The following is an 18,833-nucleotide window of genomic DNA, read 5'->3' on the forward strand; positions in this document are numbered from 1 at the left end:
GGGCGAACGGGGGGAGGCGCCCTTCGACAAGCTCAGGGCGAACGTGGGCTGGCCCTTCGACAAGCTTGTATGGTTTGGTCTCCATCAACCAAACTTCAAGAAAGGGCGAGGAGCCGGGATGGAGGGACATCGACAGGCATCGGCCGTTGCTTTAGACCCAACGGACCGACTTCTTGAGTCATTACCCCATCCCTGCGCCGAGCGTCGATAAGGAACCTGGCGACGTCACCTGCATTTGCAGTCTCGATCGCCAATTCTTGCAAGCTCACGCCGACAGCAGGGTCCACCCCGGCACTCGTATTTTGAGCGATGAAGATCCAACAAGCTACTAATTTTGTTGGTGTGGATGTGGCAAGCGCGCATTTGGACGTCGCCATTCAGGGACAGACTCGTGTGCAGCGATTCGACAACACCGCCAAAGGTATAGCCCAGTTGCTGCGCGCACTGCCTTGTGGATGCGCGATAGGGCTTGAATCGACAGGCCGCTATCACCAGGCGCTGGCACAGGCTGCACATGCAGCAGGCCTGAGCGTTTATGTGCTCAACCCGCTGGACGCGCGCCGCTATGCGCAGTCTGTGGGCCAGCGCGGCAAGACCGACCGCATTGATGCCCTTATGCTGGCGCGCTACGTTTGCCGTGAGCATGAGCAACTGCGCCAATGGCAGCCGCCCACACAGACCCAAGAAGAAGTGCGTGAACTCATTGGCCACCGCGCAACCTTGGTGCGTCAGCGCAGCGCGCTGACGCAAGCGGGCAGCCACAGCAAGATGCTCAAGAGCTTGGATGCCCCGGTGCTTCAGGCGTTGAAGCAAGCCATCGAGCGCGTCGATGCGAAACTTGCTGCGGCCATCAAGATGGACCCACCCAGCCAACAGGCATTCGAACACATTACCTCTGTACCAGGACTGGGTCTGGTCTGCGGATCGCTGCTTGTGATGCTGTTCGGGCGTATGCAAGAACGTAGTTCGGATGCAGTGGTTGCATTCACCGGACTGGACCCACGCCCGAATGATTCGGGCAAGAAGATGGGCCAAAGGCGGCTGTCCAAGCGGGGTTGGCCGGAGATCCGGCGCCTGCTGTTTGCAGCCGCGATGTCAGCTGCGCGAACCAAGACTTGGAGCGGGTTGTATGAGGCTCAGCGCAAAAAGGGATTGAGCACGACAGCTGCGCTGATCGTGCTTGCTCGAAAACTGCTGCGTGTAGCGTTCGCGCTGTTCAAGCAGAAAAGCTGCTTCGATGGTTCACGGATGGCGGTAAACGCTTGACGAAAACCATAGAACCTCAGGGCGAACGGGGAGCTGGCCCTTGGCCAGGCTCAGGGCGAAGGGGGGCTGGCCCTTCGACAAACTCAGGGAGGACGCGGAGGGCCCTTAGCCAGGTTCAGGGCGAACGGTCAAAATCCGTTCGGGCTGAGTCCTGAGCCCGTCGAAGGATTGAAGCCCCGGTATTCAGGCATTCCGGGACATCGCCTCGCCAAGACTTGGCGCACGGCCATGCGCCAAGCCCGCGCCTCGCCGGTACGCATGAAACAAATCCGTCATGAAAACGAAATATGCAAAAAGTAACATTTGCACACATCGTTCCCTGCGTACTGTTTCATGCCCGAAATCACTGAGTATCTAAGCGACTTCCGGCCCCGTTATCGCCAGCCCAGCGCGGCCGATCTCTGCATCGAAGTGCCGAGCATGACGCCCGATGAGACGAACGAAAAAGTCATGGAGGTCTTCGGCCGCCACCGCGATCTGGTGAGCCTTCCCGTAGTCGAAGGCAACCAGCCCATAGGGCTGATCAACCGCAACATCTTCCTGTCGCAGATGAGCAAGCAGTTCCGCCAGGAGCTGTATGGCAAGAAGAGCTGCATTGCCTTCATGGACAAGGAGCCGCTGATTGTCGATGCCGCGCTGGACATCGATGCGCTGACGCTCAAGACCGTCGAGTACGGCGAGAAGGCGCTGTCGGACGGCTTCATCATCACGCGCGCCGGCGCATTTGCCGGCACCGGCAACGGCCTGCAGCTGATGCGCGCAGTCGCCGAAATGCAGGCCTCGCGCAACCGCCAGATCATGCACAGCATCGAGTACGCAAGCGTGATCCAGCGCTCGACGCTGCGCAGCTCGCTGGACGCCATGGCGCGTGCCTGCCCCGACGCCCATCTGGTCTGGGAGCCGCGCGACATCGTGGGCGGCGATTTCTACCAGTTCTGCACCGACGCCGACGGCTGGTTCGCCACGGTGGCCGACTGCACGGGACATGGCGTGCCCGGTGCATTCATGACCTTGATTGCCTCGACCAGCCTCAACCAGGCCATAGAGCAGAACGGTCCCCGGGACCCGGCAAGCCTGCTGGGCCATGTGAACCGCAGCATCAAGCAGATGCTGGGCCAGGTGAACGGCCAGGACGGCACGCCTGGCTCCGACGACGGTATGGACGCAGCCTGCTTCTGGTTTGAGCCGGCAAGCGGGCGATTGATCTTCGCCAGCGCCCGGCTGACCATGTTCGTGCTGCGACCCGGCGCCGACAGCGTGGAGATGCTCGACGGCCAGCGCAAGGGCGTGGGCTATGTGGACAGCGACTTCGACTACGTCTGGCACAACCAGGAAGTGATGCTTTGCCCGGGCAGCCTGGTCTTCGTGAGCACCGACGGTCTAATAGACCAGATCGGCGGGCCGCGCGGCATCGCGCTGGGAAAGCGCCGCGTGCGGGAGCTGCTGCTCGAACAAAGAGAAAAAACGCCCGCCCAGGTCAATGCGGCCGTGCTCGACGCGCTGCGGCTGTGGCAGGGCGAGCACCACCGGCGCGACGACCTGACCTTCTTTTGCTTTCGTGCCTGAAAGATTGCCCCTCTATGCCCTCCCGCATGTTTGCCGACAAATACGGCTCCTTCTTCAACCTGGCGCGCCAGCACCAGGTCATCTTCTACTACGTGGGCTACTTCTCGCAGCACATCGTGGCCGCCATGGCCGACGCGGTGAAGCTGCAGCTCGAAGTCGCGGGCGTGGCCCCGGCCACGCGCCGCAAGCTGTTCTCGTCGTTTGTCGAGATGGCGCAGAACATCATCCATTACTCGGCCGACTCGCTCACGCCCGCGAGCCAGAACAACGGCGAGCTGCGCCACGGCTCGGTGTGCATACGCCGCGAGGACGACGGCAGCTTTCTGCTGCTGTGTGCCAACCCCATAGAACCGCTGATCGCCGAGGATCTGCGCGTGAAGCTGGGCGCGCTGCGCAACATGACGCTCGACGAGATCAAGCAGGCCTACCGCCAGACGCTGCGCGAGGAGACGCCCGAAGGCAGCAAAGGCGCGGGCATGGGATTCCTGACCCTGGCCCGCGACGCACGCCAGCCGCTGGAATTCGACTTCGACACGCAGCATGAGTCTGGCGATTCGCCGGTCTTCTATTTGAAGGCGGCGATCTGAGCCCCGACGGGCTCGTCAACGAATCGAGATTACGCATGGAAAACCTCTACATCGCTCCCACGCCCAGCTCTCCCGAAGTGGACTTCCAGTTCGATGCCCGCACCCTGAGCCTGCGCGGCGAGTCCTATCCCGAGAATGCCGCGGCGTTCTATGGCGACATCATCGCGCGGCTCAAGGAATTCCTGGGCGCGCAAAGCGGCATCACGCTGGAAGTGAACATCGCGCTGGCCTACTTCAACAGTTCGAGCACGAAAATGCTTTTCAACCTGATCGAGGCGCTGAGCAACGCCGCCGAAGACGGCAATGCGGTGCGGCTCAACTGGTTCCACGACGAGGAGGACGACACCATCCTCGAGTTCGGCCAGGAGCTCAGCGAGGATTTCCCGGCGCTCGCCTTCGTCACCCGCGCCATCGAGGCCTCCTGAATGCAAGCCCTGCCGGTGCACGATCTTTTCGCCGCCGAGAACCAGGCGCTGCTGGCCGCGAAGGCCGCTCACTCGGCATCGGCATCGGCGCCGAATGGGCAGGCGCTGGGCGATCTGATCACGGCCTTCGAACGGCTGCTGCGCGAAACCCGCAGGCTGGTGCGCCGCAGCGACAAGGCCGAGCTGGAAATGAACCAGCTGAACATGCGGCTGCAGGATCTGGCGGCCGAGCTCGAGCACCGCGCCAACCACGATCCGCTGACCGGCGTGCTCAACCGGGCAGCGATCATCGACCTGGTGAATCGCCAGTTCGGGCGCCATGACCTCGCGCTGATCGTTCTGGACATCGATCATTTCAAGCGCATCAACGACAGCTTCGGCCATCCCATGGGCGACAAGGTCATTCTCGGTGTCGTGGCCTGCCTGCAGGCCGTGGTGCCGGCCGCGGCACAGGTGGGCCGCGTGGGCGGCGAGGAGTTCACGGTCGTGCTGCCCCGGCACGATGGCCTCGAATCGGAGCGCGTCGCGCAGGCACTGCGGCGTGCAATCGAAAGCCACGCCTTCGATCTGCCCGACGGCAGCGGCGTCACAGCCAGCTTCGGCGTCTGCTGGGCACCCGCGGGCGGCGATTTCGACACCGCCTACGGCCTTGCGGACGAAGCACTGTTCATCGCCAAGCGTGCCGGTCGCAATCAGGTCAGGCTCACGACGTCCTCTTCGCACCCTGCCGAGCATGTGGTGTAACCCTGGACCGGGAGTGCTGGATACCAGCTTGTCCTTCCTGCGCGCCACGCCGCTGCCGCAGCCGGGTCCGGGCCTGACATGGCGGGTGCTGGTCGTGGACAACGACCCCGATGTGCATGCCGCCACCTGCACCGCGCTCGAAGGCCAGATGCTGTTCGAGCGCCCGCTGGTGTTCATACATGCGTTCTCGGGGGACGAGGCACGCCGCCTGCTGCTGCGCGAGCATGACCTCGCCATGGTGCTGATCGACGTGGTGTCCGAGCGGGCCAGCGCGGGACTCGAACTGGTGGATTTCATCCGCCACAGCGCGGGCCTGAAAAACACGCGCATCGTGCTGCGCACCGGCCAGCCGGGCCAGGTGCCCGATCTGGAAACGCTGCTGCGCTACGACATCAACGACTACCGCACCAAGGCGGAACTCACCCGCGACCGACTGCTGGCCATGGTGGTCACCGCCGTGCGTTCGTACAAGCAGCTGTGCACTGTGCACGCCAGCGCCTACCACGACCCGCTGGTCGACCTTCCCAATCGCTCGCACTTCATCGACAAGGTCAACGAGTGCGAGCTGCGGGGCACGGATGACTACATCCTGGCGCTGCTCGACATCGACGATTTCAGCGCGACCAACGACATGATGGGCCACCATTTCGGCGACCGCCTGCTGGAGAAAGTCGCGCGCCGCCTCGAGGACTCGCTGCCGCCCGGCGTGCTGCTGGCGCGGCTGGGCGCGGACACGTTCGCGGTGCTGGGCGCGGTGCAGCAGGTGCAGCCGCGGCGGCTGCTGGAGTGCGTGCGCCAGCCCCTGCATATCGACGGCGTGCCGCACAAGGTGTCGCTCACCTGCGGCTACGTGTTCCTGCCCCAGCAGCCCCAGCCCGGCGCCGATCTGATCAAGGACGCGACCATTGCGCTCAAGCGCGCCAAGCGCGACCATCGCGGCCAGCACCTGCAATATGCCCAGCAGATGGGCACCGAGGCGCGCGCGCGCGCCGTGCTGCTGTCCAAGCTCAGGGAAGCCATTGAGAAGCAGCAGCTGTTCCTCGTATACCAGCCGCAGCTCAATCTGGCCACGCAGCAGCTGATAGGACTCGAAGCGCTGCTGCGCTGGCGCACCGAAGACAACCGCTTCATTCCACCCGATCAGTTCATTCCGGTCGCCGAACATTCGGGCCTGATACTGGCTCTGGGCCAATGGGTGCTGGCGACCGCCTGCGCGACCATGCGCGAGCTGCTGGACACGGGACTGGCGCCGCTGCGCATGGCGGTCAACGTCTCGACGGTGCAGCTGCGCGACCCGGGCTTCTTCGGCCTGGTCTGCGCGGCGCTCGCGGCCAACGGTCTGCAGGGGTGCCATCTCGAACTCGAGATCACCGAGTCGGTCGCCGCGCTGCCGACCAAGCTGCTGGACGCCACGCTGTGCGCCTTGCGCGCCGAAGGCATTTCGATCGCCATCGATGACTTCGGCACCGGCTACTCATCGCTGAGCTATCTCGAGCGCCTGCCGCTGGACCGCATCAAGATCGACCGTTCGTTCACGCGCCAGCTGGGCGATCCGCATGGCGCGCGCATCGCCGAAATGGTCGCAGACCTGGGTCACAAGCTGGGACTGGCGGTGCTTGCCGAGGGCATTGAAGATGCCGGCGCCTGGCAGGCGCTGCTGGCCATGGGCTACCAGGAGGGCCAGGGCTATCACATCGCCAGGCCCATGGACAAGACGGCCCTGGTCCAGTGGCTGGGGCGCCACCCCGAGCGCCTGCGCGCGGCCTGAGGCCTGCAGCGGCCCCGCCTCAGGCGGCCAGCCGGTGCTGCGCGCCCGGCACCGCAGCAATCAGGCTGCGCGTGTAGGCATGCTGCGGCCGCTGCCAGATGTCCGCGTGGCTGCCGGTCTCGACAATCTTGCCCTGATGCATCACCAGTACCCTATCGGCGAAATAGCGCACCACCGACAGGTCGTGCGAAATGAACAGGTACGACAGGCCGAAGTCCTCCTTGAGCTCGACCAGCAGGTTCAGGATCTGCGCCTGCACCGACACGTCAAGCGCCGACACCGGCTCGTCCAGCACCACCAGGGAAGGCCGCACGATCAGCGCGCGCGCAATGCCTATGCGCTGGCGCTGGCCGCCCGAGAACTCGTTGGCATAGCGCGCCGCGGCGTCGGCCGGCAGGCCCACGCGATCGAGAATGCGCGCGATGCGCTGGCGGCGTTCGTCGCGCTGCGCCACGCCATGCACCACCAGCACGCTGTCGAGAATGTCGAACACGCTGCGCCGCGGATTGAGCGAAGCGTACGGGTCCTGGAACACCATCTGTATGCGCCGGCGCCAGGGCTTGAGCGCGCTGCCGGCAAGCGGCGCGATGTCGGTGCCGTCCAGCACGATGCGCCCGCGGCTGGGATCGACCAGGCGCAGCAGCGTGCGCGACAGCGTCGACTTGCCGCAGCCCGACTCGCCCACCAGGCCCAGGGTCTCGCCGGGCGCGATGTCGAAGGAAACGCCGTCGACGGCGCGCACCACCCCGCCCTGGCGCGTCGCGTACGCGGTATGCAGATCCTGCACCGACAGCAGCGGCGCCGTGGCCGCGGCCACCGGCCTTCTCGCGGGCGTGGCCGTAGGCAGGTGCAGCATGAAGTCGCGCGCCTGCGTCGCGGCATCGGTGCGCACGCGGATCTCGGGCAGGCGTTCGGCCGTGTAGTGCAGCGCGCGGCCGCCGTGCAGCGAGGCGCCCAGCAGGCCGCGCGTATAGGCATGTGCGGGCCGCGCAAAGAGTTCGGCCGTCGCGGCCTGCTCGACCTTCTCGCCCGCATACATCACGGCCACGCGGTCGGCCCATTGCGCGACCAGGCCCAGGTCATGGGTGATCAGCAGCAGGCCCATGTCGAACTCGCGGCGCAGGCCGTCGAGCAGCTCGAGAATCTGCGCCTGCACCGTCACGTCGAGCGCCGTCGTCGGTTCGTCGGCGACCAGCAGGCGCGGCCTGCAGGCCATCGCCATGGCAATCATCACGCGCTGGCGCTGGCCGCCCGAAAGGTGGTGGGGGAAGTCGTCGAGCCGGCGCTGGGGCTCGGGAATGCGCACCAGATCAAGCAGCTCGGCGGCGCGCTGGCGCGCCGCGGCGGCCGTCAGGTGCTCGTGCTGGCGCAGCGTCTCGATGATCTGCGCGCCAATCGTATGCACGGGATTGAGCGAAGTCATGGGCTCCTGGAAGACCATGGAGATATCGCGACCGCGCAGCGCGCGCAGTTCGGCCGGCGGCATGGCGACTATGTCACGGCCGTCGAACAGTATGCGCCCCTTGAGCGTTGCGCCCGGCGCGAGCAGCCGCAGGATGGCCAGCGCCGTGGTCGACTTGCCGCAGCCCGACTCGCCGACCAGTGCCAGCGTTTCACCGCGCTGGATTTGCAGGTCCAGGCCGCGCACCGCCTGTATGGGGCCGCGCGCACCGCGAAACGCGATGTCGAGGCCGCGGATGTCGAGCAGCGGGGCGGCGTCAGTGTTCAGATCAAGAGCCATGTCAGCGTCCGCGCAGTCGGGGGTTGAGGGCGTCGTTCAGGCCTTCGCCCACGAGATTGAGAGCCAGCACCGTCAGCACGATGGCCGCGCCCGGCAGCGCGCACAGATACCAGGAGGTGCGCAGCAGCTCGCGGCCTTCGCCAATCATGCTGCCCCAGCTCACGGTGTTGGGGTCGCCCATGCCCAGAAAGGACAGCGCCGACTCGATCAGGATGGCGCTGGCCACCAGCACCGAGGTGGTCACGATGACCGGCGGCAGCGCGTTGGGCAGCATCTCCTGCAGCATGATGCGCAGGTGGCCGAAGCCCTGGCTGCGCGCGGCCAGCACGAACTCCATTTCACGCAGCGTGCGGAACTCGGCGCGCACCAGGCGCGCAATCACCGGCCACGACGCCAGGCCTATGGCCAGCACGATCACCATCACCGAAGGCTGGCCTATGGCCACCACCACGATCACGAACAGAAACGACGGCATGGTCTGGACCAGCTCGGTCACGCGCACCAGCACATCGTCGACCCGGCCGCCGAAGTAGCCCGCAGTCGCGCCGACAACGACGCCTATCGCCAGGCTCAGCACCGCGGCGACCACGCCCACCGACAGCGACATGCGCGCGCCATGCGCTATGCCGGCCAGCACGTCGCGGCCCATGGAATCGCTGCCCAGGGGAAACGCCGGGTCCTGGCCGGGCCACAGCAGCGGCGTGGCCACCATGTCGAGCGGATCGCCGGGAAACAGCCACGGCGCGGCCAGCGCCATGGCCAGCACCAGCAGCAGGAACAGCACGCCGCCGACGGCAGCGGCATTGCGCACGAAGACCTGCAGCGCGGCCTGGCCGCCGGCGCCGGCCGACAGCCCGCGCAGCCGGCGCCACAGGACATGCAGCGCGAGCAGCCCGGGGCCGGTGCGCGTTGCGGGATAGGGAGTGGACATGGAAAGCAGTCTCGGAGGGAAAAATGGAGGGCGGGCTCAGCGCAGTTGAATGCGCGGGTCCAGCCAGGCATGCAGCAGATCGACCAGCATGTTGGCCAGGATCACCAGCAGCGACGACAGCAGCAGGATGCCCAGCAGCACGGTGTAGTCGCGCGCCATCACCGATTCGAACGCCAGCCGGCCCAGGCCGGGCCAGCTGAACACCGTCTCGACGACCACCGCGCCGCCCAGCAGCGTGCCGAAGTGCATTCCCGCGACCGTGGTGACGGGAATCAGCGCGTTGCGCAGCACATGGCGAAAGCTCACGCGCAGCGGGTGCAGGCCCTTGGCGACGGCGGTGCGCACGAAGTCCTGGCGGCTGACTTCCAGCATGGAGGCGCGCGTGAGCCGCGAGAAGATCGCCACATAGAAGCCCGACATCGCCAGCGCAGGCAGCACCAGATGGCGCAGCCGGTCGAGCACGCTGTCCCAGCCCGTGAGGTGGGTGCCAATGCTCGCGCTGCCGCCCGTGGGCAGCCAGCCCAGGTGCACGGAAAACAGCACCACGCTCATCAGGCCCAGCCAGAAGCTGGGCGTCGAATACAGCAGCAGCGCCAGCACCGACAGCACGCGGTCCGGCCAGCGGCCCACGCGGCTGGCCATGATGCTGCCCAGCAGCAGGCCCACGGCCAGCGCCGCGCCCAGCGCGGCCAGCATCAGCAGCAAGGTGTTGGGCAGGCGCGCGCCAATCAGTTCGGTGACCGGCATGTTGTAGCGCGGCGAAGTGCCCAGGCTGAAATGCGCGAGATTGTTCAGATAGGCGCCCAGCTGCTGCAGCACCGGCAGGTCAAGGCCGAAATGGCTGCGCATCTGCGCCATGCTCTCGGCCGTCGCCGAGCCCGATTCGGCGGCGATCACATCGGCCGCGTCGCCGGGCACCAGCTGCAGCAGGCAGAAGTTGAGAACGACCACGCCGATCACGGTGGGCACGGCCTGCCACAGCGTGCGCCGCAGGACCCGGCCGGCTTTGAGAAGATTCATGAGGATCAATGCAATGGAGAAGGAGAAGCGCCCACCAGCATAGAAGCGCGCCCCCGGCGCGCGCAACGAACGAAAGCGAGTAAGCAAAATCGGTTTTCGCCCCAGGTCCGACCCGGCACGATCGTCGCTAGCATTCCGTCCATGCAACGTTTCACCATTTCGCTCCAGGACAGCCTGGCCCAGGAATTCGACGCCTTGATGGCGCGCACCGGCCACAGCAACCGCTCCGAGGCCATACGCGATCTGCTGCTCACGCATCTGGGGCGCCAGCGCGAAGCCACGCAGGCCATGGGACCCTGCGTCGCCAATCTCTCCTATGTCTACGACCACCATGAGCGTGAACTCGCCGAGCGCCTGGCGCGGCTGCAGCATGCCCACCACCATCTGACGATTGCCACCACCCATGTGCATCTGGACCATTCGCGCTGCCTGGAGACCGTGATGCTCAAGGGCCCGGCCGAACAGGTGCGGCAGTTCGCCAACCAGCTGATGGCCGAGCGCGGCGTACACCATGGGCAGCTGAACGTGGTCATGGGCCAGGTCGGGGCAGACACGCACCACCATCATCACGATTGACACCCAGTCGCACCACAAAGGTGCGCACAACCGCTGCGCCACTTGGTATGAAGTTTGCTGAAAACTTCATACATGTTGAACTCCACCGCCCTTTTCCCTTCCCGTCCTCACCCAACGGCAGCGCGCCTGGTGGCTGCTGCTTTCCTGACCCTGGGCCTGCCCTTGGCTGCGGCCGCGCAGGAAAGCGTGCTCGCGCCTGTCACCGTCAAGGGCCAGGCGCTGCAGGCCGGCCGCGCGGCCTACTCGGTGCCCACGCTGGGAAGCGAGGAGATCAAGCAAGCCGCGCTGTCCGAAGTCGAGGCCTTGTGGCGCCAGGTGCCGGGAATGCATGTCAACGACTACCAGCTGAGCGGCGTCGCCAACAGCGTGGTGCTGCGCGGGTTCTCGGGCGGCGGCCATGGCGGCGACATCGCCGCGACGCTGGACGGCATCTCCCTCAACGAGGCGATGTCGCATGCCGACGGCTATTTCGATCTCAACGTGGTCGTGCCGCTGGAACTCGAGGAAGTCGCCGTGCACCAGGGTCCGGTCTCGGTGCTGCAGGGCAACTTCAATCGCGCGGGCCTGATCGAGCTGCGCACGCGCCGCAGCGGCGAATACCGCGATGTCGCGCTGCAGGCCGCAAGCCACGGCGCGCTTGACGCCCAGGCCGCGCTGGGCCTGCGCATCGATGCTGCGAGCCAGCTGTTCCTGGCCGCCCAGCACGCGCGCGGCGACGGCGCGCGGCCCGATTCGGGCAACCAGCGCAGCACGCTGAGCGCGCGCTGGCAGCACCAGCTCGGCGGCGGCCTGCGCATCGCGCTGTCTGGCCGGCTGCATGCGGCCGAAGGCGACTCGCCCGGCTACCTGGGCTATGCGCAGTGGCTTGCCGATCCCCAGGGCAAGGACGTGCGCGTACAGGGCGACGGTTCGCAAAAACACTTCAGGACGCTGCGCCTGGACATCAACTACGAGCTGGGCCAGGACACGCACCTGCTGGCCTATGTCTATGGCACTTCGCAGGACTTCGTGCGCTGGTTCACGCGCCCCAAGGCCGGCAACTGGGTGCAGCGCGAGGAGCGCTATGACCGCAGCGTTGCCGGCACGGGCCTGAACCTCAGTGGTGCTACGCGTTCGGCGCAATGGACGCTGGGCCTGGAAGCGCTGCGTGAGTCGACCGACTACGGCTACTGGGATGACCTGCAGGACCGGCGGCGCTCCGCGCCCGCGATCAACAACCGCGAGGCGGCGCTCAACAACGTCGCGGCCTTTGGCCAGCTCGACTGGAAGCTTCACCCCCTGTTCACGCCCAGCCTGGGCCTGCGCCATGACCGCTTCACGGGCGATTGCACGCGCCTGGGCGCCGAAACCGGCAGCGAAACCTGCACGCGCATGCAGCGTGTGGCGCATACCAGCCCCAAGCTGGGATTCAGTTCGCTGGTGAGCGAGCAGCTGACGCTGCGCGCGAGCTGGAGCGAAGGCTTTGCGCTGCCCGGCAACTTCGCCAAGTACGCGCTGGGCGCGGCCCAGCTCGACCCCAATGTGTTTCGCCAGACCGAGCTGGGCCTGCAGTGGCGCGCCAGCCGCCAGCTGTGGCTGGACCTGGCGCTGTACCGCATGGCGTCAAGCCAGGAGATACGCAACCTCGCGCCCGGCATCTACGAGAACTTCGGCCAGACCCTGCGCCGCGGCGCCGAGCTGCAGGCGGTCTGGACGCCCGCCAGGTCCGTCGAGCTGCGCTGGAACTACGGCCGCGCGCAGTCGCGCGTGACCCAGAACGCCAACGCCGCGCTTGTGGGCCGCCAGGTCGCGGCCGTGCCGAGCTACACCAGCACGCTGCAGGCGCGCTGGCAGATGCACCCTGACTGGGCGCTGCAGGGCGCGCTGCGCCATGTGGGCCGCATGGCCGTGGATGCCGCCAACAGCGTCTGGAGCCCGGCCTACCACGTGGCCGACCTGGGCCTGCAATACCGCCTGCCCGCGGCGCTGGGCCTGCAGGACGGCACGCTGCGCCTGATGGTGCGCAACCTCGCCGACAAGCCCCATGCCTCGAGCATGTCCGTGATCGGCGGCGAGCGCCTGGTCGCACCCGGCGCTCCACGCACCGTGCTGCTCGGTCTGCAATTTTCCCTCTGAACCACCATGCCTACCTTGCCATCCCTTGTCCGCAGCGCGCTGTGCAGCGCCGCCGTTCTCGCCGGCGCCGCCCAGGCCCACAACGTCTGGCTCGAGCCCGACGCGCGCGGCGGCTATCTGATCCAGTTCGGCGGCCATGCGGGCCAGCTTGAAGCCTTTGATCCCGCAAAGCTGCAAAGCGTGCGCGCCTTCGACCGGCGCGGGCGCGGCATCGAGGCGCGTGTCGAGCCGGCGCAGCAAGGCCTCAGATTCGTGCCCGCGCCCGAGGCCGCGCTGATTGCCGTCGAACTCGACAACGGCTTCTTCAGCGGCAGCGCCGGCGGCGCGATGCGCAATGTGCCCATGGACCGCAACCCCGGCGCGACGCGCGGCGTGCATGCGCGCAAGTTCCACAAGACCGTGGTCGTCTGGAACGCGCTCACGCAGCGCGTGCTGGGCCAGGACTTCGAGGTCACGCCGCAGCAGGGCCGCGCGCCGCACGCCGGCGACTGGCTCGAGCTGCAGGTGCGGCTGCAGGGCCAGCCTCTGGCCGGCGCCAGCGTGCGCCTGGGCGAGAACGGCCCCGTGGCGATGACCGACGGCCAGGGACAAGCCAGGATCCAGACCAGGCGCGGCACCAATCATGTGCAGGTCATCTTTCGCCAGCCGGTGCCAGGCGATGCGCGAATCACCGAAAGAAGCTATGAGGCCTTGTTCAGTTTTGCCGTCCACTGAGACCGCAGGCCTCGCCCCCGGGACTTATTTCTGCGCCACCCATTCGTAGCCTGCGCCCTGCTTGCGGATGCGGCCCAGCGAAGGCATTGGAAAGTGAAAGCCGCCGACCAGGCCACCTTCGCGCGCCACGCGCGCCAGCAGCGCGTGGCGCGTGGCGCGCGCCTGGACCGGGTCCATGTCGAACTGCACCTGCCAGTCGGGATTGCGCACGAACAGCGCGGGGAAATGCGCGGCATCGGCCAGATAGGTGAAGCGGTCCTTGCCCGAGCCCAGCGCCAGCGCCGTATGGCCGGGCGAATGGCCGAACGCCGCAATGCTCTCTATGCCGCCGACCACGGTCAGACCGGGCTCGTACAGGCGCAGCTGGTCCGCGGGATAGTTCTGGAACACGCGCTGCACGGCGAGGAAGCCGCCGCGCGCAGCTTCGGGCGCGGCATCGCGGCGCGCCGCGTCGAACCAGTAAGCGTGTTCAGGCGACGGCAGATAGACCAGCGCGTTGGGATAGACCAGGCTGCCGTCCTTGCGGCACAGGCCGTTGATATGGTCGCCGTGCAGGTGGCTCAGCAACACCGCGTCAATGGTGGCCGGATCTATACCCGCAGCGCGCAGGTTCGTATGCAGCTGGCCCGTGCCCGCGGGGCCGTTGTCGGCAAAGCCGGTGTCGAGCAGATAGCGCTTGCCGTCGACTTCCAGCACGAAGCAGGTGTAGGGCACATCGATGGTGTCCGTGGGCAGGCCCTGGGCCGCGAGCGCGGCCTGCACCTGGGCCAGAGGCGCATTGCGCACAAAACCTTCGGCCAGCGGCCTGCGCCCCACGCCGTCGCTCACCGCCACCACCTGGGCCTTGCCGATCTTCTGGCGCAAGAAGCCTTGAGAGCTGCCCGTGGCAGGTACCTGGGCGCAGCCCGAAACGCCTGCGGCCGCAGCCATTGTTCCCGCTCCCCAAAACAGCCATTGGCGGCGTGTTGTTTCCATAGTCGATCGTCCTTGTGGTGTTGACAGAAGAAACACCCGACCCGCAAACGGGTGCGAGCGGCGATTGTGGCCTGCCCCACGGGCAAACCCTGAGCGCAGCCAATGTAGCACTCCGTAGACTGGGCCACCGATTTTCTTGCCGCCTGGACACTTGCATGACCGCACTCCGCTCTCCCCTGAATTCCGCCTCCCTGGATCGCCGCCAATGGGTGCAGCTCGCCCTCGCCGGCGGACTGGGCGCCACGCTGGCACCGGCCTTCGCGCAGGCCAAATACCCGAACAAGGCGATACGCATGATCATTCCGTTCACGCCCGGGGGGTCGGCCGACATACTGGGGCGCGCGATCGGCCATGAGTTGACCACGGCCTGGGGCCAGTCGGTGGTGCCCGAGAACATCGCGGGCGCGGGCGGCAGCATTGGCGCCGACCGCGTGGCCAAGGCCGCGGGCGACGGCTATACGCTGCTGATGGGCCATGTGGGCACGCTGGCCATCACGCCCGGCCTGTATCCCAAGCTGCCCTACGACCCGATCAAGAGCTTCACGCCCATCGCCTGGGTGGCGCGCGTGCCCAACGTGCTGGTGGTCCACCCGTCGCTGCCGGTCAAGGATCTGGCCTCGTTCATCGCCTATGCCAAGGCCAACCCCGGCAAGATCAACTACAGCTCGGGCGGCAACGGCAGCGCCGCGCACATGACCATGGCCTATCTGGCGCAGCAGACCGGCATCGACATGCAGCATGTGCCCTACAAGGGCACGGCGCCGGCCGTCAACGACCTGGTCGCGGGCCAGGTGCAGGCGCTGTTCACCGGCGTGCCGGCGGTGCTCGCGCAACTGCGCGCGGGCCAGATCAAGGCGCTGGCGGTTTCGTCACCGCAGCGCGTTTCCATCCTGCCCGACGTTCCCACGGTCGCCGAGGCGGCCGCGCTGCGCGGCTTCGAAGCCGACCAGTGGTATGGCGTGGTCGGCCCGGCGCGCATGCCGGCCGACGTGGTGGCGCGCATCAACGCGCAGATCAACGCTTCGCTCAAGAGCCCGGCCATTCTCGAGCGCCTGCAGAACGAAGGCGCCCAGCCCATGCCCAGCAGCCCCGCGGTGTTCGGCGAACTGATCGCCAAGGACCTGGCTCGCTGGGGCAAGGTCATCAAGGACAACCATATGACGCTGTGAACGGCAGTCAACAGCAACGAACGGTTTTTCTAGTGTTCGCCCTGAGCCCTCCCCGTTCGCCCTGAGCCCATCCCCGTTCGCCCTGAGCCTGTCGAAGGGCCTATGAACGCCGCAGCCACCCCAGCCCCGCGCTGGTCGCGCCCGCCGGCAAATATTCACACCCCACCCAACCCGCATACCCCAGTTCATCGAGCAGCGCGAACAGATAGGGGTAGTGGATCTCGCCGACATCGGGCTCATGGCGCCCGGGAACGCCGGCGATCTGCAGGTGGCCGACGCGGCCTGTGGGCAGGTACTGGCGCAGCTTGGTCGCCAGGTCGCCTTCGGCGATCTGGCAGTGGTAGAGATCCATCTGTACCTGCACGTTGGCCGCGCCTATCTCTTCGAGCAGCGCATGCGCCTGGTCCTGGCGCCGCAGGAAATAGCCGGGCATGTCGCGGCCGTTGATGGGCTCGACCATGAGCGTGACGCCACAAGGCGCGGCCAGCGCGGCCGCGGCGCGCAGGTTGCCGACATAGGTGGCATGGGCGTTGCCGGCCGCGGGCACGATGCCGGCCATCACATGAATGCGCGGGCAAGCGAGCTGCTGCGCATAGAGCAAGGCGCGTTCGATGCCCGCGAGAAACTCCGCCTCGCGCCCCGCGATGCAGGCCAGTCCGCGCTCGCCCGCGTCCCAGTCGCCGGGCGGGGCATTGAACAGCACCTGCTGCAGGCCATGCGCGCGCAGGCGCGCGGCCAGTTGCTCGGGCGCGTGGTCGTAGGGAAAAAGAAACTCGACGGCCTGGAAACCATCGGCCGCGGCCGCGGCAAAGCGCTCGAGAAAATCGACTTCGCGGTACAGCATGGACAGGTTGGCGGCAAAGCGGGGCATGGGTCTTTCTCGGTGGTGCACAACACGAACCGGACGATTATGTACAATCCGGCCAGTTTTCAGCGAGCGCCTGCACGCGCCTGACGCGCCTCCTTCAAGCCCTGCAAATTGCCCGTTTGCCGGGCTTTTGCTTTTATCAGAAGCCCTCGCAGCCGCGACCGGCCTGAATCCCCGTTTTTTGCCTCCCCCATGCCTGCCGGGCGCAGCCGCGCCTGGAGACTGCTGCCCCGCAGCAGGCGCAGCCACGGCCCCGTTGGCGCGCCAGCAGACCGGAGCATTTTGTTTGACCAAGGAATCGACTTGTCCTCCCTCCCTCACACGCCTGGCGCAGCCGCGCAGGCCAGCGCTCCCGACGAGATCAACGGCTACAGCTGGAAAGCCCTTGCGGGCTCGGCCGTGGGCTATGCCATGGACGGCTTCGACCTGCTGATCCTGGGCTTCATGCTGTCGGCGATCTCGGCCGATCTGAATCTCACGCCCGGCCAGGCCGGCTCGCTCGTGACCTGGACGCTGATAGGCGCGGTGATCGGCGGCTTCTTCTTCGGCGCGATGAGCGACCGCTACGGACGCATCCGCGTGCTGACCTGGACCATCGTGCTGTTCGCGGTGTTCACGGGACTGTGCGCGTTCGCGCAAGGCTACTGGGACCTGCTGGTCTACCGCACGATCGCGGGCATAGGCCTGGGCGGCGAGTTCGGCATCGGCATGGCGCTGGCAGCCGAAGCCTGGCCCGCACGCCACCGTGCGCGCGTGTCGTCGTATGTGGCGCTGGGCTGGCAGGTCGGCGTGCTGGCCGCGGCGCTGCTCACGCCGCTGCTGCTGCCGATGATAGGCTGGCGCGGCATGTTCCTGGTCGGCGTGATTCCGGCGCTGGTCGCCTGGGTGATACGCAACAAGCTGCACGAGCCCGAAGTGTTCGTGCGCAAGCAGCGCGTCAAGGCGCCGCGCTTTCACGCGCTCAAGCTGCTGATGCGCGACAAGGCGACGACGCGCGTGAGCATAGGCATGATCGTGCTGACCTCGGTGCAGAACTTCGGCTACTACGGCATCATGATCTGGATGCCCAGCTTCCTGTCCAAGCAGCTGGGCTTCAACCTGACCAAGTCCTCGCTGTGGACCGCGGTCACGGTGCTGGGCATGATGGCCGGCATCTGGGTCTTCGGCCAGCTGGCCGACCGCATTGGCCGCAAGCCCAGCTTCCTCATTTTCCAGCTGGGCTCGGTGGTCATGCTGCTGGCCTATTCGCAGCTGAGCGACCCCACGGCCATGCTCTGGGCGGGCGCGCTGCTGGGCCTGTTTGTCAACGGCATGATGGGCGGCTATGGCGCGGTGATGAGCGAGGCCTACCCGACCGAAGCGCGCGCCACCGCGCAGAACGTGCTGTTCAACATCGGTCGCGCGATCGGCGGCCTGGGCCCCATCGTGGTCGGCGCCGTGGCCATGGCCTATTCGTTCCAGGTCGCGATCGCGCTGCTGGCCGCGATCTATGTGCTCGACATGATTGCCACTGCCCTGCTGATTCCCGAACTCAAGGGCAAGGAGCTGCAGTAACGCGCAGCTTCAGGAGACCACGGCCAGCGCCAGCGCGGTCTCGGGCAGCGACAGCAGCACCCGCGCGCGCGCGCGCAGGCCGCTGCCTGCATCGGCAAAGCCCACCATGTGCACGCCCGCATCGAGCTGGGCTGCGACTTCGTCACCCGCGTCGCCGCGCGCCACGCGCGTGACGCGCGCCGGCCAGCAGTTTTCACCCGCGGCCTGATCGGCCAGCCCGGCGCGCACCTGCACCGCCGTGGCCTTGGCCAGCGCCAGCACCGGCAGGCCGGGCGCCAGGCCCAGCAGCTCGGCGCTCTCATGCGTGATGCGCGCCGCCAGCCGCAGCGCCGCCGCCGCGCTGTCCGCGCCGCGCAACTGCACGCGCACCAGCGGCCCCTGGATCTGCAGCGCCTCGACCACGCAGGGCCACTGGTTGCGCATGCTGGTGCGCAGCGCCAGCCGCGCGGCCACCGGCGCCTGGCCGCTCAGGCGCGCCAGCACTTCGGCGCGCGCCGCGTCCATGGCCTGGGCCGCATCGAGCAGCGCCTGGCCCGCGGGCGTGAGCACCGCGCCGCCGCCGCCCGCGCCGCCGACCACGCGCTCGACCAGCGGCACGCCCGCGAGATTGGTCAGCGTGTCGAGCGCCTGCCACGCGGCCTTGTAGCTCACGCCCACGGTGCGCGCGGCCTCGGAAATCGAGCCGCCGGCGCCGATCTGGCGCAGGATGGAAATGCGCTTGTCGGCCGGGCCATGGTCCAGCGCGGCCGCGAGCGACAAGGAAGAAGTCGGATCTTGCATGCCGCCATCATGCCGCGGTTCATGCCGGGATCAG

At 67.1% G+C, this 18,833-nt stretch carries 17 protein-coding genes; 11 read left to right on the plus strand and 6 right to left on the minus strand.

Translation table 11 applies throughout. The features are described 5' to 3' along the window. The first annotated feature begins 309 nt into the window (after window positions 1–309). The 6 genes from ACSVDO_RS17885 (at window position 310) to ACSVDO_RS17910 (ending at window position 6,356) form a co-directional block, all read left to right on the plus strand. Window positions 310–1,266 carry an IS110 family RNA-guided transposase gene (locus tag ACSVDO_RS17885; RefSeq protein ID WP_489593684.1) on the plus strand — a complete coding sequence of 319 codons (957 nt, stop codon included), beginning with the start codon at window positions 310–312 and terminating at the stop codon, window positions 1,264–1,266. Window positions 1,267–1,599: 333 nt separating this feature from the next. Beyond that, entirely contained in the window at window positions 1,600–2,832 is a 1,233-nt protein-coding gene (locus tag ACSVDO_RS17890) for a SpoIIE family protein phosphatase (protein ID WP_489593774.1), read from the plus strand. 14 nt (window positions 2,833–2,846) lie between these two features. Continuing rightward, window positions 2,847–3,419 carry a SiaB family protein kinase gene (locus ACSVDO_RS17895; protein ID WP_489593776.1) on the plus strand — a complete coding sequence of 191 codons (573 nt, stop codon included), beginning with the start codon at window positions 2,847–2,849 and terminating at the stop codon, window positions 3,417–3,419. 35 nt (window positions 3,420–3,454) lie between these two features. Next, on the plus strand, window positions 3,455–3,844 hold the full coding sequence (locus ACSVDO_RS17900; RefSeq protein ID WP_332537563.1) for a DUF1987 domain-containing protein: 390 nt from the start codon (window positions 3,455–3,457) through the stop codon (window positions 3,842–3,844). Beyond that, the gene (locus ACSVDO_RS17905; protein ID WP_332537562.1) at window positions 3,845–4,588 is read left to right on the plus strand and encodes a GGDEF domain-containing protein; all 744 of its coding nucleotides are present in this window, start codon (window positions 3,845–3,847) and stop codon (window positions 4,586–4,588) included. 148 nt (window positions 4,589–4,736) lie between these two features. Then, window positions 4,737–6,356 (plus strand): putative bifunctional diguanylate cyclase/phosphodiesterase, encoded by a 1,620-nt coding sequence (locus tag ACSVDO_RS17910; RefSeq protein WP_489596431.1) that lies wholly within the window; start codon window positions 4,737–4,739, stop codon window positions 6,354–6,356. Window positions 6,357–6,375: 19 nt separating this feature from the next. On the opposite strand, the gene ACSVDO_RS17915 is transcribed toward ACSVDO_RS17910, so the two are convergent. The 3 genes from ACSVDO_RS17915 to ACSVDO_RS17925 are packed head-to-tail and all read right to left on the minus strand — an operon-like array spanning window position 6,376 to window position 10,048. Then, window positions 6,376–8,097: an ABC transporter ATP-binding protein gene (locus tag ACSVDO_RS17915; protein ID WP_489593778.1), complete on the minus strand. Its 1,722-nt coding sequence runs from the start codon at window positions 8,095–8,097 to the stop codon at window positions 6,376–6,378. 1 nt (window position 8,098) lies between these two features. Continuing rightward, window positions 8,099–9,028 (minus strand): ABC transporter permease, encoded by a 930-nt coding sequence (locus ACSVDO_RS17920; RefSeq protein WP_489593780.1) that lies wholly within the window; start codon window positions 9,026–9,028, stop codon window positions 8,099–8,101. 36 nt (window positions 9,029–9,064) lie between these two features. Beyond that, window positions 9,065–10,048, minus strand: coding sequence for an ABC transporter permease (locus ACSVDO_RS17925; protein ID WP_489593781.1), 984 nt, complete (start codon window positions 10,046–10,048; stop codon window positions 9,065–9,067). A 141-nt stretch (window positions 10,049–10,189) separates the two neighbouring features. On the opposite strand from ACSVDO_RS17925, the gene nikR reads away from it, so the two are divergent. From nikR to ACSVDO_RS17940, 3 genes are all read left to right on the plus strand, one after another. Beyond that, window positions 10,190–10,624 carry a nickel-responsive transcriptional regulator NikR gene (gene nikR, locus ACSVDO_RS17930; protein WP_489593783.1) on the plus strand — a complete coding sequence of 145 codons (435 nt, stop codon included), beginning with the start codon at window positions 10,190–10,192 and terminating at the stop codon, window positions 10,622–10,624. Between the two features lie 129 nt (window positions 10,625–10,753). Beyond that, a complete protein-coding gene (locus tag ACSVDO_RS17935; RefSeq protein WP_489593785.1) occupies window positions 10,754–12,739 on the plus strand; it encodes a TonB-dependent receptor in 1,986 nt (661 codons plus the stop codon). A 6-nt stretch (window positions 12,740–12,745) separates the two neighbouring features. Then, the gene (locus ACSVDO_RS17940; protein ID WP_489593787.1) at window positions 12,746–13,453 is read left to right on the plus strand and encodes a DUF4198 domain-containing protein; all 708 of its coding nucleotides are present in this window, start codon (window positions 12,746–12,748) and stop codon (window positions 13,451–13,453) included. Window positions 13,454–13,477: 24 nt separating this feature from the next. On the opposite strand, the gene ACSVDO_RS17945 is transcribed toward ACSVDO_RS17940, so the two are convergent. Beyond that, window positions 13,478–14,383 (minus strand): MBL fold metallo-hydrolase, encoded by a 906-nt coding sequence (locus ACSVDO_RS17945; protein WP_489593789.1) that lies wholly within the window; start codon window positions 14,381–14,383, stop codon window positions 13,478–13,480. Between the two features lie 200 nt (window positions 14,384–14,583). Between ACSVDO_RS17945 and ACSVDO_RS17950 the strand changes: the two genes are divergently transcribed. Next, window positions 14,584–15,597, plus strand: a complete 1,014-nt coding sequence (locus ACSVDO_RS17950) for a Bug family tripartite tricarboxylate transporter substrate binding protein (protein ID WP_332547838.1) — start codon at window positions 14,584–14,586, stop codon at window positions 15,595–15,597. Between the two features lie 100 nt (window positions 15,598–15,697). Here the strand turns inward: ACSVDO_RS17950 and otnI are convergent, their stop codons facing one another. Continuing rightward, entirely contained in the window at window positions 15,698–16,468 is a 771-nt protein-coding gene (gene otnI / locus ACSVDO_RS17955) for a 2-oxo-tetronate isomerase (protein ID WP_489593791.1), read from the minus strand. Between the two features lie 408 nt (window positions 16,469–16,876). Here otnI and ACSVDO_RS17960 point away from each other — a divergent pair, with 408 nt between their 5' ends. Further along, on the plus strand, window positions 16,877–18,019 hold the full coding sequence (locus ACSVDO_RS17960) for an MFS transporter (RefSeq protein ID WP_489596433.1): 1,143 nt from the start codon (window positions 16,877–16,879) through the stop codon (window positions 18,017–18,019). 9 nt (window positions 18,020–18,028) lie between these two features. On the opposite strand, the gene ACSVDO_RS17965 is transcribed toward ACSVDO_RS17960, so the two are convergent. Then, window positions 18,029–18,799 (minus strand): TOBE domain-containing protein, encoded by a 771-nt coding sequence (locus ACSVDO_RS17965; RefSeq protein WP_489593793.1) that lies wholly within the window; start codon window positions 18,797–18,799, stop codon window positions 18,029–18,031. Window positions 18,800–18,833: the final 34 nt, after the last annotated feature.

The organism is Comamonas sp. DB36 (assembly GCF_057914905.1).